Source organism: Streptomyces sp. NPDC058145, from assembly GCF_042884245.1.
Taxonomy (GTDB): Bacteria; Actinomycetota; Actinomycetes; order Streptomycetales; family Streptomycetaceae; genus Streptomyces.
Map to the genome: position 1 here is coordinate 250975 of NZ_JBHVUH010000004.1, position 15725 is coordinate 266699.

General features: G+C 68.3%; 16 protein-coding genes. 9 read left to right on the forward strand and 7 right to left on the reverse strand.

From position 1 onward, the window contains the following. Window positions 1–87 precede the first annotated feature (87 nt). From ACFVVO_RS11110 to dnaA, 5 genes are all read right to left on the reverse strand, one after another. Window positions 88–621 (reverse strand): DUF721 domain-containing protein, encoded by a 534-nt coding sequence (locus ACFVVO_RS11110; protein WP_390053755.1) that lies wholly within the window; start codon window positions 619–621, stop codon window positions 88–90. Beyond that, window positions 618–1739, reverse strand: coding sequence for a DNA replication/repair protein RecF (gene recF / locus ACFVVO_RS11115; protein WP_390053757.1), 1122 nt, complete (start codon window positions 1737–1739; stop codon window positions 618–620). The genes ACFVVO_RS11110 and recF overlap by 4 nt, the downstream gene beginning before the upstream one ends. Window positions 1740–1791: 52 nt before the next feature. Then, on the reverse strand, window positions 1792–2667 hold the full coding sequence (gene gnd, locus ACFVVO_RS11120; protein WP_390053758.1) for a phosphogluconate dehydrogenase (NAD(+)-dependent, decarboxylating): 876 nt from the start codon (window positions 2665–2667) through the stop codon (window positions 1792–1794). A gap of 209 nt (window positions 2668–2876) precedes the next feature. After that, a complete protein-coding gene (dnaN, locus tag ACFVVO_RS11125) occupies window positions 2877–4007 on the reverse strand; it encodes a DNA polymerase III subunit beta (RefSeq protein ID WP_390053759.1) in 1131 nt (376 codons plus the stop codon). Between the two features lie 941 nt (window positions 4008–4948). Next, entirely contained in the window at window positions 4949–6919 is a 1971-nt protein-coding gene (gene dnaA / locus ACFVVO_RS11130; RefSeq protein ID WP_390053760.1) for a chromosomal replication initiator protein DnaA, read from the reverse strand. A 397-nt stretch (window positions 6920–7316) separates the two neighbouring features. On the opposite strand from dnaA, the gene rpmH reads away from it, so the two are divergent. The 9 genes from rpmH (at window position 7317) to ACFVVO_RS11175 (ending at window position 14231) form a co-directional block, all read left to right on the forward strand. Beyond that, window positions 7317–7454, forward strand: a complete 138-nt coding sequence (gene rpmH, locus ACFVVO_RS11135; protein ID WP_005482975.1) for a 50S ribosomal protein L34 — start codon at window positions 7317–7319, stop codon at window positions 7452–7454. Window positions 7455–7474: 20 nt separating this feature from the next. After that, window positions 7475–7846, forward strand: a complete 372-nt coding sequence (rnpA, locus tag ACFVVO_RS11140) for a ribonuclease P protein component (RefSeq protein ID WP_390053761.1) — start codon at window positions 7475–7477, stop codon at window positions 7844–7846. After that, window positions 7843–8208 (forward strand): membrane protein insertion efficiency factor YidD, encoded by a 366-nt coding sequence (gene yidD / locus ACFVVO_RS11145; RefSeq protein WP_390053763.1) that lies wholly within the window; start codon window positions 7843–7845, stop codon window positions 8206–8208. Before rnpA ends, yidD begins: the two co-directional genes overlap by 4 nt. 3 nt (window positions 8209–8211) lie before the next feature. Next, window positions 8212–9486, forward strand: coding sequence for a membrane protein insertase YidC (gene yidC, locus ACFVVO_RS11150; RefSeq protein ID WP_390053765.1), 1275 nt, complete (start codon window positions 8212–8214; stop codon window positions 9484–9486). A 15-nt stretch (window positions 9487–9501) separates the two neighbouring features. Beyond that, on the forward strand, window positions 9502–10014 hold the full coding sequence (locus tag ACFVVO_RS11155; RefSeq protein ID WP_071380548.1) for a R3H domain-containing nucleic acid-binding protein: 513 nt from the start codon (window positions 9502–9504) through the stop codon (window positions 10012–10014). A gap of 115 nt (window positions 10015–10129) precedes the next feature. Further along, complete coding sequence (gene rsmG / locus ACFVVO_RS11160; protein ID WP_390053767.1) at window positions 10130–10846, forward strand: 16S rRNA (guanine(527)-N(7))-methyltransferase RsmG; 717 nt, start codon at window positions 10130–10132, stop codon at window positions 10844–10846. A 287-nt stretch (window positions 10847–11133) separates the two neighbouring features. Beyond that, window positions 11134–12207 carry a ParA family protein gene (locus ACFVVO_RS11165; RefSeq protein WP_390054120.1) on the forward strand — a complete coding sequence of 358 codons (1074 nt, stop codon included), beginning with the start codon at window positions 11134–11136 and terminating at the stop codon, window positions 12205–12207. Then, window positions 12204–13301 (forward strand): ParB/RepB/Spo0J family partition protein, encoded by a 1098-nt coding sequence (locus tag ACFVVO_RS11170; protein ID WP_390053769.1) that lies wholly within the window; start codon window positions 12204–12206, stop codon window positions 13299–13301. Before ACFVVO_RS11165 ends, ACFVVO_RS11170 begins: the two co-directional genes overlap by 4 nt. Before the next feature lie 312 nt (window positions 13302–13613). Next, entirely contained in the window at window positions 13614–14231 is a 618-nt protein-coding gene (locus ACFVVO_RS11175) for a GNAT family N-acetyltransferase (protein ID WP_390053771.1), read from the forward strand. Window positions 14232–14338: 107 nt separating this feature from the next. On the opposite strand, the gene trxA is transcribed toward ACFVVO_RS11175, so the two are convergent. Beyond that, on the reverse strand, window positions 14339–14671 hold the full coding sequence (gene trxA, locus ACFVVO_RS11180; protein WP_199211225.1) for a thioredoxin: 333 nt from the start codon (window positions 14669–14671) through the stop codon (window positions 14339–14341). Between the two features lie 66 nt (window positions 14672–14737). Next, a complete protein-coding gene (trxB, locus tag ACFVVO_RS11185) occupies window positions 14738–15709 on the reverse strand; it encodes a thioredoxin-disulfide reductase (protein ID WP_390053772.1) in 972 nt (323 codons plus the stop codon). Window positions 15710–15725 lie beyond the last annotated feature (16 nt).

Below are 15725 nucleotides of genomic sequence, written 5' to 3' on the forward strand. Positions count from 1 at the left end.
CGGGTCAGCACGTGATCCACACCTGTGCACAGCACTGCGGCACGGGCCACGACGGCACCGCACGACGACCACCGGACGTGAGGTACGTCACCCATAGGTGTCGCCGGGCCCGGTGCTCCCCGGCGCCCGCAGTGGGCCGTAACGCCGGGCCGGACCACCCGGACCGTTCACCTTGAGCAGCCGGACCGTGCCGTGCCCGAGGTCCTCGTTGAGCCGGGCCACCAGCGTCGGGGCGAGCAGCCGCAACTGGGTCGCCCAGGCCGTCGAGTCGCAGCTCACCGACAGCACCCGCTCGTCCTCGTCGTACCGCTGCGGCACACAGTGCTTCGCCAAATCCTCACCCACGATCTGCGGCCAGCGACCCATGACCCCGCCCACCGCGGCCGGCGTCTCCCAGCCCCGCTCGGTGAGCAGCCGGTTGATCGCCGCCCCGAGCGCCATCGGGTCACGGCCATCGGCACGCGCGCCCGAGCGCAGCCCGCCACCACGCCGCGCCTGCTTCTTCTGCCGCGCCGCGTCCCCACGCGCGCGTGCCTGCTCCTTCGCCGCGCGCAACGCCACGCGCGCAAGGTCGACACCGGACGGCTCGTCCTTCTTCGGGGTGGGTTCCTCAGTGCTCATACGCGCTCCACCGACCCGCCGGCCACCGCGTACCGCGCACCGGCCAGCACATGGGGTACGTCGTCGTCCACAGCGGCGGTGACCAGCACCTGCTCACCGGGCGCGACCAGCTCCGCCAACCGCTCCCGGCGGCGGGCGTCCAGCTCGGCGAAGACGTCGTCCAGGATCAGCACCGGCTCGTTGCCCTCCGCGCGCAGCAGGTCGTACGAGGCCAGCCGCAGCGCGAGGGCGTACGACCACGACTCGCCGTGCGAGGCGTACCCCTTGGCGGGCAGCTCACCGAGTTTGAGAACCAGATCGTCCCGATGGGGGCCGACGAGGGTCACACCCCGCTCGATCTCCTGCTTGCGCGCCTCACCCAGGGCCGCCAGCAGCTGACCGTGGAGATCCTCGCGCGTGTGGGCCTCACCGGGCGCCGACGGCCTGTACTCGAGCGCCACCGGACCGCCACCGGGGGCCAGCTGCTCGTACGCCTTGTCCGCCAGCGGCTGCAGCGCGGCGATCAGGTCCAGGCGCCGGGCGAGCAACTCGGCGCCCGCACTCGCCAGATGCTGGTCCCACACGTCCAGGGTGGACAGATCCATGGAACGCCCGCCGTGCCGGCGTGCGAGAGCGGCGGACTTCAGCAGCGTGTTGCGCTGCTTGAGCACCCGCTCGTAGTCGGAGCGCACCCCCGCCATGCGCGGGGAGCGCGCGGTGATCAGCTCGTCCAGGAACCGGCGCCGCTCACCGGGGTCGCCCTTGACCAGCGCGAGGTCCTCCGGCGCGAACAGCACCGTCCGGACGATCCCCAGCACGTCCCGAGGCCTGACCTGCGAGGAACGGTTGATGCGGGCCCGGTTGGCCCTGCCCGGGTTCAGCTCCAGCTCGATCAGCTGCTGCCGCTCACCCTGCCGGACCTGCGCCCGGACGACCGCGCGCTCGGCGCCCATGCGGACCAGGGGGGCGTCCGAGGCGACCCGGTGACTGCCGAGGGTGGCGAGGTAGCCGATGGCCTCGACGAGATTGGTCTTGCCCTGCCCGTTGGGGCCGACGAAGGCGGTGACACCCGGGTCGAGCGGAACCTCGACCCGGGCGTACGAGCGGAAGTCGGCCAGCGAAAGATGCGTGACGTGCATGGTCGTCCGCCGACCTCCCCCAGGGTTGTGGATCGTGGAAGGATCCTGTGGATTACTTCTTCTCTACCGCGTGGCCGCCGAACTGGTTGCGCAGCGCGGCGATCATCTTCATCTGCGGCGAGTCCTCCTGCCGGGAGGCGAACCGCGCGAACAGCGAGGCGGTGATCGCGGGAAGCGGCACCGCGTTGTCGATGGCGGCCTCCACGGTCCAGCGTCCCTCACCGGAGTCCTGTGCGTAACCGCGCAGGCCGTCGAGGTGCTCGTCATCGTCCAGGGCGTTCACCGCGAGGTCGAGCAGCCAGGAACGGATGACCGTGCCCTCCTGCCAGGAGCGGAAGACCTCGCGCACGTCCGTGACGGAGTCGACCTTCTCCAGCAGCTCCCAGCCCTCGGCATAGGCCTGCATCATCGCGTACTCGATGCCGTTGTGGACCATCTTCGCGAAGTGGCCCGCGCCGACCTTGCCGGCGTGCACCGAGCCGAAGTCGCCCTCCGGCTTGAGCGCGTCGAAGACCGGCTGCACCTTGGCGACGTTCTCGGCGTCGCCGCCGTACATCAGCGCGTACCCGTTCTCCAGGCCCCAGACGCCGCCGGAGACACCGCAGTCCACGAAGCCTATGCCCTTGGCCGCCAGCTCCTCGGCGTGCTTCTCGTCGTCCGTCCAGCGGGAGTTGCCGCCGTCGACGACCACGTCACCGGGCTCCAGCAGCTCGGCCAGCTGGTCGATCGTGGCCTGGGTGGGCTCGCCGGCCGGGACCATTACCCAGACCACGCGGGGAGCGGACAGCTTGCCCACAAGCTCCTCGAGGCTGTGGACGTCCGCGAGGTCCGCGTTGCGGTCGTACCCGATGACGGTGTGGCCCGCGCGGCGGATCCGCTCGCGCATGTTGCCGCCCATCTTGCCGAGGCCGACGAGACCGAGCTCCATCAGTTGTGTTCCTTAGGTCGGTGTGTGCCGTGACAGGCACCGGAGTGCCGAGCCGAGCCTAAACCCGGACGCGCGTGCACAGTTGTGGGCATACGCGCTCATACGCACGGCCTGACCTGCGGAATCCCATCCGGCTGCGGGGCTCGTCACCCGGTCACGATGCTGGGCACCACTGCGGTGCCCAGCACTGTGCACAGCTGTGGACGGCCTCAGCCGCTGAGCCGCACCGGCATGATCAGGTACTTGTAGGCCTCGTCCGCCTCCGCGTCCAGCGCGGGCTTGCCGCTGAGCAGCGCCGGCTTGGTGGACGTCGTGAACGACAGCTGCGCCACCGGGGAGTCGATCGCGCTCAGGCCGTCCAGCAGGAACGTGGGGTTGAAGGCGATCGAGATGTCGTCGCCCTCCAGCTGGGCGTCGACCCTTTCCACAGCCTGTGCGTCGTCACTGGAACCGGCCTCCAGGATCAGCACGCCCTGCTCGAAGCTCAGCCGCACCGGGGTGTTCCGCTCGGCGACCAGGGCCACTCGCTTGACGGCCTCCACGAAGGGGGCGGTCTCGATCACCGCGACGGAGTTGAACTCGGTCGGGAACAGCGTGCGGTACTTCGGCAGGTCGCCCTCGAGGAGACGGGTCGTCGTACGCCGTCCGGCACCCTCGAAACCGATCAGGCCCTCACCGGCACCCGAACCGGACAGCGCGAGGATGACGCTGTCACCGCTGGTCAGCGCCTTTGCGGTGTCCTGGAGCGTCTTGGCGGGCACCAGGGCGACCGCGGAGACGTCCGGGTTCTCCGGCTTCCACAGGAACTCGCGGACCGCGAAGCGGTAGCGGTCGGTGGAGGCGAGGGTGACGGTGTCGCCCTCGATCTCGATGCGCACACCGGTGAGGACGGGCAGCGTGTCGTCGCGGCCGGCGGCGATGGCCACCTGGGAGACGGCGGCCGCGAAGACCTCGCCGGGCACGGTGCCGGTCGCGTTCGGCATCTGCGGCAGCGCCGGGTACTCCTCCACAGGCAGGGTGTGGAGAGTGAACCGCGAGGAACCGCAGACCACGGTCGCCCGTACACCGTCTGTGGAGATCTCCACCGGCCGGTTGGGGAGGGCGCGGGAGATGTCGGCGAGCAGCCGGCCGGAGACGAGGACGGTGCCGTCCTCGTCGACCTCGGCCTCGACGCTGACCTTCGCGGAGACCTCGTAGTCGAAGCTCGACAGGCTCAGCTTGCCGTCCTCGGCCTTCAGCAGCAGGCCGGCGAGGACAGGCGCCGGCGGACGGGCCGGGAGGCTGCGTGCCGCCCAGGCCACTGCCTCCGCGAGTACGTCGCGTTCCACCCGGATCTTCACCGTAAGCCGCCTCCTGCTGTTGCTACTGAGTCCTCCGACTCGGTGTCACCGCCCACTGCGACGGGCAGGACACCGGGGACCAGTCTGACGCACCGCACTGACAGTAGGTGCCTGTCGGGGTCAAGTCGCTCCGAGGGGCAGCCGGGCTCGAGACGGCGAGTTGTGCACAGGCCCCGCTTCGAAACGGATTCCCAGCTCTCTCTAGTTGGGAGTAGTAGTAGGGCCTGTGGATACCGTGGATAACCATGTTTGCCCAGCTCAGGGCCGGAATTTTGTCCACTGACCCTGTGGGTGGAGGCGGTGGACAACTCGGGGTTTCTGTGGAGAACGGAAAGTTCTGCACACACCGCCCACAGCCTGAGCGCAGTTCTCCCCAGCTGCGTCCCCAGGATTACCCACGTTTCCCACACCCCAATCCGGCAGCCTCGTGTGACGGCTTTCACTCGACGCGGTGATCTGGTGCGTCGCGTTGCCGAACAGTGGACAGCCATGTGGAGAAGCCAGGGATCGTTGGGGACAACCGGCTCCAGCCTGTGGGCTGCCCGTGGACAACTCCGTGCACAGCCTGTGGATCTCCGTTTCGTCCACAGGCTGTGGAGATCCGTCGTCCACGATTCCACAGGCCGCTGAGCTGCATGGACGCTCCTTCTCAAAGATCCCTGTGGACGCGGCTCGGGACAACTTCACAGTCCCCAGGATGTGGAGGGAAGAAAGTCGGCGAATCTGTGGAGGGTGGCCGTAACCACGCAGGTATTCGAACACCCGGTGGCCGGGGAGGAACGGCGGCGAACGGCGGCGGCCCCTCGACGACCCGTCGGCAGCCGGTCGTGGCAGCGCACGGCAGGAGTGCCGGCAACCGCGCGGGAGGCTCTCGGCCCACACAGGAGGGCGCCCCCGGGATCTCCTCCCGGGGGCGCCCTCCGCACGGTGCTGCGGCTCGGTCAGCCGTTCTTGATGCGGTTCGTCAGCTCGGTCACCTGGTTGTAGATCGAGCGCCGCTCGGCCATCAGCGCGCGGATCTTGCGGTCGGCGTGCATGACCGTCGTGTGATCGCGGCCGCCGAACTGCGCGCCGATCTTCGGCAACGACAGGTCGGTCAGTTCACGGCACAGGTACATGGCGATCTGCCGGGCGGTGACCAGGGCGCGGCCGCGTGAGGTGCCGCACAGATCTTCCACCGTCAGCCCGAAGTAGTCGGCGGTGGCCGCCATGATGGCCGGCGCCGTGATCTCCGGAGCGGAGTCCTCACCGCCGGGGATCAGGTCCTTCAGGACGATCTCGGTCAGGCCCAGGTCCACCGGCTGCCGGTTGAGCGACGCGAACGCCGTCACCCGGATCAGCGCGCCCTCCAGCTCGCGGATGTTGCGTGAGATCCGGGAGGCGATGAACTCCAGGACCTCCGGCGGGGCGTTGAGCTGTTCCTGGACCGCCTTCTTGCGCAGGATCGCGATGCGCGTCTCCAGCTCGGGCGGCTGGACGTCGGTGATCAGACCCCACTCGAAACGGTTCCGCAGCCGGTCCTCCAGCGTGACCAGCTGCTTGGGCGGCCGGTCCGAGGACAGCACGATCTGCTTGTTGGCGTTGTGGAGCGTGTTGAAGGTGTGGAAGAACTCCTCCTGCGTCGACTCCTTGTCCGCCAGGAACTGGATGTCGTCGACGAGCAGGATGTCCATCTCGCGGTAGCGCTTGCGGAAGCTGTCGCCCTTGCCGTCGCGGATGGAGTTGATGAACTCGTTGGTGAACTCCTCGGAGCTGACGTACCGCACCCGCGTGCCCGGGTAGAGGCTGCGCGCGTAGTGCCCGATGGCGTGCAGCAGATGGGTCTTGCCGAGCCCCGACTCGCCATAGATGAACAGGGGGTTGTACGCCTTCGCCGGTGCTTCGGCGACGGCCACCGCGGCCGCGTGCGCGAACCGGTTGGAGGCGCCGATGACGAAGGTGTCGAAGAGGTACTTGGGGTTCAGCCGCGCGGTGGGCTCACCGGGACCGCTCGCCGGCGCGGGCTGCGCGGCCAGCGGGCCGGGGGCGCCTCCGGCCCCGGTCGGGGGCAGGTCCGGACGGACCGGGCCGCCGCGGCGTGCGGGGCCGGTGCCCGACGGCTGATCGGGCAGCTCTCGGCGGACCGGCTCGCGCTGGTCGTAGTCGGCGCGGGGCGTGTCGTAGTCCTGCCGGTCCTTGCGCTCGTAGTCCGGCCGGGAGCCGTACTCCGGGCGGTCGTAATCGGAGCGGGGGCCCTCGTACTTGCCGCGCTGCTGTTCGTACGCCTGGCGCTCCCGGCCCGGCGATCGGTAGTCCTGCGACGGCGGACCGTAGCTTTCCTGGGACGGAGTGCCGTAGGAGTCCTGCGGCGAGGCGTAGGGGTCGCGCTCGGGGAAACCGAGCCGTGGCTGCTGCCAGCCGCCGTACTCGTCCCGTGCGGGGCGCGGCCAGGCGCCGGGCTCGGGCCGCTGGTACTCGGAGGGGTACGCGGGCCGCGCGGTGGGGAGCTGGTCCCCGCGGGACGGCGGTTCGCCACCCTGCTGCGGATCGGCCGCACGGTGGCGGCCGTAGCCCTCGTACGGTCCGGAGGGCAGCTCGGGCTCCTCGTAGCGCGGCTGCGGCTGAGGCGTGGACGCCTTCGGGGCCGGCGGCTCGCCCGCGGAGTCGTCGACGGTGATGGCGATGCGGATGGGGCGCCCGCACTCCCGGCTGAGGGTCTCGCTCACGATCGGCGCGAGACGGCCCTCCAGTACGCCCTTCGCAAATTCGTTCGGCACGGCGAGCAGAGCGGTGTCCGCGACCAGCGCGAGCGGCTGGCAGCGCCGGATCCAGTGCTCGTCCTTCACCTCGACACCCTGTCCGCGGCCCTCACCGAGGAGCTGCTCCAGAACTCGTGGCCACACTGCGGCAAGATCGGCAGGTACGTCAGCCACAGGGCACGCTCTCTCGCAGGTCCCACGAACGTGTGGTTCGGGAACGGGTTCGGGATGAAGATCGGGTGGACGGGTGGGGCGATCCCGCTCGGGCGGGGACAAGGGAACGCATCGGAGTCCAGCCACGGTAGTCAGCGCGGCGGGTACGGTTCAAGTTGTTGTCCCCAGCCTGTGGACAGTGTCTCTCCTGACCCCTGGTTTGACCGAATGGCGCAGCCCCGCGTACCGTAACCAGGTCGAGTTGTCGATGGCTGCTGCCGCCTGCCTCCGATGGGCACAGATCACTAGCAGGTGATCGGGAAGCGGTGCACTCGGGCGTGACGCGAGCTACTCGTGGGCGCACGGTGACAGCCAGGACGGCACCCCGCCACCACCGATTCTTTTCTGGAGCCCCCGAGTGAGCAAGCGCACCTTCCAGCCGAACAACCGTCGTCGCGCGAAGACCCACGGCTTCCGCCTGCGGATGCGCACCCGTGCCGGCCGCGCGATTCTCGCGAACCGCCGCAGCAAGGGCCGCGCAAGCCTGTCCGCCTGATTCGATCAGGTCATGACGTCGTGCTGCCTACCGAGCATCGGCTGAGGCGGCGCGAGGACTTCGCGACCGCGGTACGACGGGGTCGCCGGGCCGGCCGCCCGCTCCTCGTCGTCCATCTTCGTAGCGGTGCCACGGACCCGCACGCGCCTGGGGAGAGCGCTCCCCCGACGCGTGCGGGTTTCGTCGTGAGCAAGGCAGTGGGTGGCGCGGTCGTGCGCAACCAAGTCAAGCGCAGACTGCGCCACCTGATGCGTGACCGAGTCGCCCATTTTCCCCCCGGTAGCCTGGTAGTCGTACGAGCGCTGCCCGGTGCGGGCGACGCAGACCACGCACAGCTGGCCCGAGACCTGGACGCCGCCGTGGAGCGGCTGCTGGGAGGGGGCGCGCGATGAAGTACCCACTGCTGGCCCTGATCAAGCTGTACCAGTGGACGATCAGTCCACTCCTTGGGCCGGTGTGCAAGTACTACCCGTCGTGCTCCCACTATGGCTACACGGCCATCGACCGGCACGGTGCGGTCAAGGGAACGGCACTCACCGCCTGGCGCATCCTCCGGTGCAATCCGTGGTCGCTCGGCGGTGTGGACCATGTTCCGCCGCGTAAGCGCCCGCGGTGGCACGAGATGCTGCGTAACGCTTGGCGCGCACGCAAGGGCGGAACCTCCGCCGCCGAACCGGCCACCGAGGAGAAGACTCGATCCGAGCTTCCTTCGAGCCCGGCCGCAGAGACTTCGTCCCATGCCCAAGGAGCATGATTAGTGGACACGATTGCCAGTCTTTTCAGCTTCATCACGACACCCGTCTCATGGGTCATCGTCCAGTTCCACACGGTGTACGGCGCTATCTTCGGCCCCGACACCGGATGGGCCTGGGGCCTGTCCATCGTGTCCCTGGTGATCCTGATCCGCATCTGCCTGATCCCGCTCTTCGTGAAGCAGATCAAGGCGACCCGGGCCATGCAGACGCTCCAGCCCGAGATGAAGAAGATCCAGGAGCGCTACAAGAACGACAAGCAGCGCCAGTCCGAAGAGATGATGAAGCTGTACAAGGAGTCGGGCACCAACCCGCTCTCCTCGTGCCTTCCCATCTTGGCGCAGTCGCCGTTCTTCTTCGCCCTGTATCACGTGCTCAACGGCATCGCCTCGGGCCAGACCATCGGCGTCATCAACACGTCGCTGCTGGAGAGCGCCCGTAAGGCGCACATCTTCGGTGCCCCGCTCGCCGCGAAGTTCAAGGACAGCGCCAGCACGATCGAGGCCCTGGGCGCCTCGGTCACCGACGTCCGCGTCGTGACCGTGGTCATGATCGTCATGATGTCGGCGTCGCAGTTCTACACACAGCGACAGCTGATGACGAAGAACGTCGACACCACGGTGAAGACGCCGTTCATGCAGCAGCAGAAGATGCTGATGTACGTCTTCCCCATCATGTTCGCCGTGTTCGGTATCAACTTCCCGGTCGGTGTCCTCATCTACTGGCTGACCACCAACGTGTGGACCATGGGCCAGCAGATGTACGTCATCCACAACAACCCGACCCCGGGTTCCACGGCCCAGGCCGCCTACCTCGAGCGCCTGACCAAGCACGTGACCCAGCACGGCAAGGTCCGCCGCCGCAGCGAGAAGACCATCGTCAAGGCGATCGTCGCCAAGGGCCGTGACCGCAACGAGTCCGAGCGCAAGTTCATCAACGGCCTGACCAAGGCGGGCCTCGCGGCCCAGACCGACGGCACCGTGGTGAAGAGCGAGAGCCAGGCCCTGGCGCAGGCCGAGGACGGCACGACCACCGCCACTGCCACCGCCGCGCGGCGTCAGCAGCCCAAGCGGCAGAGCAAGGCTCAGCGTCAGACCGGCGCGACCAAGCAGGCGGACGAGGGCCCCTCGCTGGAGAAGTCCGACGACGAGCCGCAGGACGACGTCAAGCCCGCCTCTGCCAAGCAGCCCCAGAAGCCCGGCTCCGGCACCCGCAGCAAGGCCCAGTCCGGGCAGCGCAAGGGTGGCCCGCAGCGGCCCAAGTCCCCGTCCAAGAAGTAAGAAGGAGCCCATCCCGTGACGGAAGGCACCACCTCCGCCGCTGCCGAGGGTGCAGACACCCTCACCCGCCTGGAGCAGGAGGGCGAGATCGCGGCGGACTACCTGGAGGGCCTGCTCGACATCGCAGACCTCGACGGCGACATCGACATGGACGTCGAGGCGGACCGTGCCTCCGTGTCGATCATCAGCGACTCCGGCAGCCGTGACCTGCAGAAGCTGGTCGGTCGGGACGGCGAGGTGCTCGAGGCTCTTCAGGAGCTCACGCGCCTGGCCGTGCACCGGGAGACCGGTGACCGCAGTCGGCTGATGCTGGACGTCGCGGGCTACCGGGCCAAGAAGCGCGCCGAGCTGTCGGAGCTGGGTGCCAAGGCCGCCGCCGAGGTCAAGAGCACCGGCGAGCCCGTGAAGCTCAAGCCGATGACGCCGTTCGAGCGCAAGGTCGTGCACGACGCGGTCAAGACCGCCGGGCTGCGCAGCGAGTCCGAGGGCGAGGAGCCCCAGCGGTTCGTCGTCGTACTGCCCGCCTGATCGGCCTCTCTCGTTTCACGGCCCCGTCTGCCTGCAGGCGGGGCCGAACTTTGTCAGCCTGGTAGTTCTGGTGGCCGGTGCACGAAGCCCGGCGCTGTACGGAAGGACGGTCCCCGTGACGGAGGCAGCGGAGCTTCCCCCCGCGCCCGAACAGGCGCGGGAAGTGTTCGGTGAGCGCTTCGCCGATGCGGTTCGCTATGCGGAGCTGCTCGCCGAGGCGGGAGTCCAGCGTGGCCTGATCGGCCCGCGTGAAGTGCCCCGCCTGTGGGAACGGCACCTGCTGAACTGTGCGGTCCTCTCGGAGGCGGTCCCCGAGGGGGTGACGGTGTGCGACGTCGGCTCCGGAGCCGGCCTGCCGGGCATCCCGCTGGCCCTGGTCCGCAACGATCTGAACATCACCCTGCTGGAGCCCCTGCTGCGGCGCACCAACTTCCTCACCGAGGTGGTCGAGCTGCTGGGCCTGGACCATGTCACCGTGGTCCGTGGCCGGGCCGAGGAAGTCATGGGCAAGCTGCCGCCGGTCCATGTGGTGACCGCCCGTGCCGTGGCTCCGCTGGACCGACTGGCCGCCTGGGGCATTCCCCTGCTGCGTCCCTACGGCGAGATGCTCGCACTCAAGGGGGACACCGCCGAGGAGGAGCTGAAGGCGGCCTCCACGGCCCTCAGCAAGCTGGGTGCGGTGTCGACCTCCATCCTTCATGTCGGCGACGGTGTGGTGGATCCGCCGTCCACCGTGGTTCGGGTGGAGGTCGGTGAGAGCCCGGGCGGCGTGCGGTTCGCCGCCAAGCGTGCCAAGGCCGCTCGAACGGGACGGGTGCGGCGACGTCGCTGACCCGCAAGACCAGTGTCTCGGGATCGCATTGAGAACGAGACGTACTCCACACAAGCTGCCAAACCCATGCAAGCCGGAGTGTCGCAAAGATCCGGTCGCTGTAGCTGTGCATCGTGTTTCACGTGAAACGTCGCTCACTGCTGCACGGCATCATCAGTCGGGGCCGCGCTGCGGCCGAACCCCGTGACCGTAAGCCTCTCGGTTCACTCGGAAAGGCAGCGGAGTTGTCCACAGAGGTGGATTTCTCCACAGAACAACAGGCCTCCCTGGTTCACGACCCCGAAGGCATGGGAGGCTCTGTTCATTGCGAGCCTGAAGTCGAGGAGAGTGAATCCTTGCGGTCCGACGCCAACATCGCGGGACCGATGACCGATCCGGTCCCCGGTCCCCGTACCGAGTCGATGGGGGCGGATGTTTCACGTGAAACACCGCCTCCGATGGACGACACTCCCATCGGTCGTGCTGCCCAGCTGGCGGTGGAAGCTCTGGGGCGAGCCGGTGAAGGCCTGCCACGACCCGAGCAGACCCGAGTGATCGTGGTTGCCAACCAGAAGGGCGGCGTCGGCAAGACAACGACGACCGTCAACCTTGCCGCTTCGCTGGCTCTGCACGGCAGCCGCGTCCTGGTGATCGACCTCGACCCACAGGGCAACGCCTCCACCGCGCTGGGGATCGACCACCACGCCGAGGTTCCGTCGATCTACGACGTCCTGGTGGAGAGCAGGCCTCTTGCGGAGGTCGTCCAGCCCGTTCCGGACGTCGAAGGCCTCTTCTGCGCCCCTGCCACCATCGATCTCGCCGGTGCGGAGATCGAGCTGGTTTCGCTGGTGGCTCGGGAGAGCCGGCTGCAGCGGGCGATCCAGGCGTACGAGCAGCCGCTGGACTACGTCCTCATCGACTGCCCGCCGTCGCTGGGCCTGCTGACGGTCAACGCTCTCGTCGCCGGCCAGGAGGTCCTCATCCCGATTCAGTGCGAGTACTACGCGCTGGAGGGGCTGGGGCAGTTGCTGCGCAACGTCGACCTGGTGCGAGGCCACCTCAATCCGACCCTGCATGTGTCGACCATCCTGCTCACCATGTATGACGGCCGGACGCGTCTCGCCTCGCAGGTCGCGGAAGAGGTACGCACCCACTTCGGTGACGAGGTACTACGGACGAGCATTCCCCGCTCGGTCCGTATCTCCGAGGCGCCGAGTTACGGGCAGACGGTGCTGACCTACGATCCTGGATCGAGCGGCGCTCTCTCCTACCTTGAGGCCGCCCGAGAAATCGCGCTGAGGGGCATTGGCATCAGCTACGACGCGAGCCAGGCCCACATCGGCGCCCAGAACGATCCGAACATGGTGGAGGGCGTCCAGTGAGCGAGCGACGGAGGGGGCTGGGCCGCGGGCTCGGCGCACTGATCCCTGCTGCCCCGACCGAGAAGGAGCCGGCTCCGGCCGCGATGGGGAGCCAGGCTTCCACATCCCCGGCCGCGGTGCCGCTGATGTCGGACCGCGGAGTGGCCGCAGCGAAGGTGGCCACGCTGCCGCCTGTTTCACATGAAACCGAGGAGCCCTTGGCGAACCCAGCCGCGGAGGCGCCCGCGCCTCCGGTAGGGGCCCACTTCGCTGAGCTCCCCCTCGACTCCATCACGCCGAACCCGCGCCAGCCCCGTGAGGTCTTCGACGAGGACGCGCTCCACGAGCTGATCACCTCCATCAAGGAAGTCGGTCTCCTCCAGCCCGTCGTCGTACGGCAGCTCGGCCCCGCCCGCTATGAGCTGATCATGGGTGAACGGCGCTGGCGGGCCTGCCGTGAGGCCGGCCTCGAGGCCATCCCGGCAATCGTCCGAGCCACAGACGACGAGAAGCTCCTTCTCGACGCCCTGCTGGAGAACCTGCACCGCGCGCAGCTCAACCCGCTGGAAGAGGCAGCCGCCTACGACCAGCTCCTGAAGGACTTCAACTGCACCCATGACCAGCTGGCCGACCGGATTGGGCGCTCGCGTCCGCAGGTCTCCAACACCCTGCGTCTGCTGAGGCTCTCACCGGCCGTGCAGAAGCGGGTGGCCGCTGGTGTCCTCTCGGCCGGTCATGCCCGAGCGCTGCTGTCCGTCGAGGACTCGGAGGAGCAGGACCGGCTCGCTCACCGCATCGTGGCGGAGGGGCTGTCCGTTCGGGCAGTCGAGGAGATCGTGACCCTGATGGGCTCGCGGCCCCAGAAGGCTTCGCGGTCCAAGGGCCCCCGGGCCGGAGCGCGGGTCTCTCCGGCGTTCAATGAGCTGGCGACGCGGCTGTCGGACCGCTTCGAAACACGGGTGAAGGTGGAGCTGGGCCAGAAGAAGGGCAAGATCACCGTGGAGTTCGCCTCCCCGGACGACCTCGAACGGATTCTGAACACGCTCGCCCCCGGTGAGCGCCTGGCCCTCCAGCAGAGCCTGCAAGAGAGTGCGGCCGACGGGGCCGACGACTGATCGTCACTTCCGCCCCAGTGAGCTGAAGAGCGGACGGCGTCCGGTTGTACCGGAAGGCGGTCCGCTCTTTGCTTTGAGGCGGTATCGAGGCAATCGCATCGTGGATACGATGCGGATGGGTATGGCGCATCCACCTGGCGGATCTCTGAGTGGGGAGACAGGGGCCATGCGATCGATGAGCCGCACCGGATTGGTGGGCGCGGGCCTGGGCATCGGAGTGGTCGGCGGATTCGTCGGCAGCCTGCTCAGGCAACGGAGCGCCCTCACAGCAGCTCGCGATGCGGCGGGCGAAGGAAGCGAGGAACAGCTTTCATGGGGCGTCGGGTCGTACCGCTCACGCTGGACAACCTCGAGGACCTTCCCCGGCGCTGCCGCTCGTGTGTCTTCTGGGAGCTGGATCCCGTCAGCGGCGAGGCCGCGGTAAAGGCCGGTAGGTCCGCGCTGGAGAAGGAATCCTGGATCTCCGCCGTGCTGCTGGACTGGGGATCGTGCGGTCGGGTTGTCTACGTAGACGATGTCCCCGTCGGCTTCGTGCTCTATGCGCCGCCGGCCTACGTGCCGCGCTCCACGGCCTTTTCCACGAGTCCGCTCTCACCGGATGCTGTCCAGCTCATGACGGCGTTCATCATGCCCCGCTATCAGGGGCAGGGGCTGGGCCGGGTGATGGTCCAGACGGTCGCCAAGGATCTGCTTCGCCGCGGCTTCAAAGCGATCGAGGCGTTCGGTGATGCCCGCTGGAAGGAGCCCGCCTGTCTGCTGCCCGCTGACCACCTCCTGGCCGTGGGGTTCAAGACGGTCCGGCAGCATCCCACGCATCCTCGTCTGCGCCTGGATCTTCGCTCGACCCTCTCCTGGAAGGAAGACGTGGAGCTGGCGCTGGACCGGCTGCTGGGTGCGGTTCAGAAGGAGCCGGTACTGCGGCCGCTGTAGAGGGCGGAGCAAGCGAAACCACATCATGCGAATGGGCCAACCCGTTGGGGTTGGCCCATTCGTGTTTCACGTGAAACATGCGCCGCCGGTTCGACGACGTCGACCGACTACTCGGCGATGAACTCCTCGAGGTCGCGCACGATGGCGGCCTTCGGCTTGGCACCCACGATCGTCTTTGCGACCTCGCCGCTCTGGTAGACGTTCAGGGTCGGGATGGACATGACGCCGTACTTGGCGGCCGTACCCGGGTTCTCGTCGATGTTGAGCTTGACGATCTCGATCTTGTCGCCGTACTCGGCGGCGATCGCCTCGAGCGACGGGGCGATCTGGCGGCACGGTCCGCACCAGGCGGCCCAGAAGTCCACCAGGACGGGCTTGTCGTTCTTGAGGACGTCCTGCTCGAAGGAGTCGTCGGTCACGTTCTTCAGAGTGCCGGCCACGGCGGGCTCCTTAACTTGGTCGTGCGGTGAGGCGGGAGTGGTGGGCGAGGGTCAGACGGCGGCGGTTCAGACGGCGGCGGTCTTCTCGGGCTCGGCCTTGTCCTCGTCCGCGAGGGCGGCGAGGAAGCGCTCGGCGTCGAGAGCGGCGGAGCAGCCGGTGCCGGCCGCGGTGATTGCCTGCCGGTAGGTGTGATCGACCACGTCACCAGCGCCGAAGACTCCGGTCACGCTGGTGCGGGTGGACGGGGAGGTGACCTTCAGGTAACCCTCCTCGTCGAGGTCCAGCTGCCCCTTGAAGAGCTCGGTGCGCGGGTCGTGGCCGATCGCGATGAACAGACCGGTTACCGGCAGCTCCGACAGCTCGCCGGTCTTGATGTTGCGCAGCTTGAGCCCGGAGAGCTTCTGGTCGCCCTGGACCTCGGCGACCTCACTGTCCCAGACGAACTTGATCTTCGGGTCGCCGAAAGCACGCTCCTGCATCGCCTTGGAGGCGCGCAGCGTGTCCCGGCGGTGGACGATCGTGACCGACTTGGCGAACCGGGAGAGGAAGGTGGCCTCCTCCATCGCGGTGTCGCCACCGCCGATCACGGCGATGTCCTGGTCCTTGAAGAAGAACCCGTCACAGGTGGCGCACCAGGAGACACCGCGGCCGGAGAGGGCGTCCTCGTTCGGCAGACCGAGCTTGCGGTGCTGGGAGCCGGTCGTGACGATCACGGCCTTGGCCTGGTGGACCGTTCCGGCGGTGTCCGTGACGGTCTTGATCTCACCGGCCAGATCGACGGAGACGATGTCGTCCGGGATCAGCTCGGCGCCGAAGCGCTCGGCCTGGGCCCGCATGTTGTCCATCAGGTCGGGACCCATGATGCCGTCGCGGAAGCCCGGGAAGTTTTCCACCTCGGTAGTGTTCATCAGGGCACCGCCGGCGGTGACGGCACCCTCGAACACCAGGGGCTTCAGCGACGCGCGCGCGGTGTAGAGCGCCGCCGTGTAGCCGGCGGGCCCGGAGCCGATGATGATCACGTTACGGACGTCGCTCACGGCTTGATTCCTCGTC

Bases quoted from the DNA above. Each gene is read 5' to 3' on its own strand.
- ACFVVO_RS11110 (WP_390053755.1), bottom strand. From the start codon at position 621: ATGAGCACTGAGGAACCCACCCCGAAGAAGGACGAGCCGTCCGGTGTC.
- recF (WP_390053757.1), bottom strand. From the start codon at position 1,739: ATGCACGTCACGCATCTTTCGCTGGCCGACTTCCGCTCGTACGCCCGG.
- gnd (WP_390053758.1), bottom strand. From the start codon at position 2,667: ATGGAGCTCGGTCTCGTCGGCCTCGGCAAGATGGGCGGCAACATGCGC.
- yidD (WP_390053763.1), top strand. From the start codon at position 7,843: ATGAAGTACCCACTGCTGGCCCTGATCAAGCTGTACCAGTGGACGATC.
- ACFVVO_RS11165 (WP_390054120.1), top strand. From the start codon at position 11,134: ATGGGAGGCTCTGTTCATTGCGAGCCTGAAGTCGAGGAGAGTGAATCC.
- ACFVVO_RS11175 (WP_390053771.1), top strand. From the start codon at position 13,614: ATGGGGCGTCGGGTCGTACCGCTCACGCTGGACAACCTCGAGGACCTT.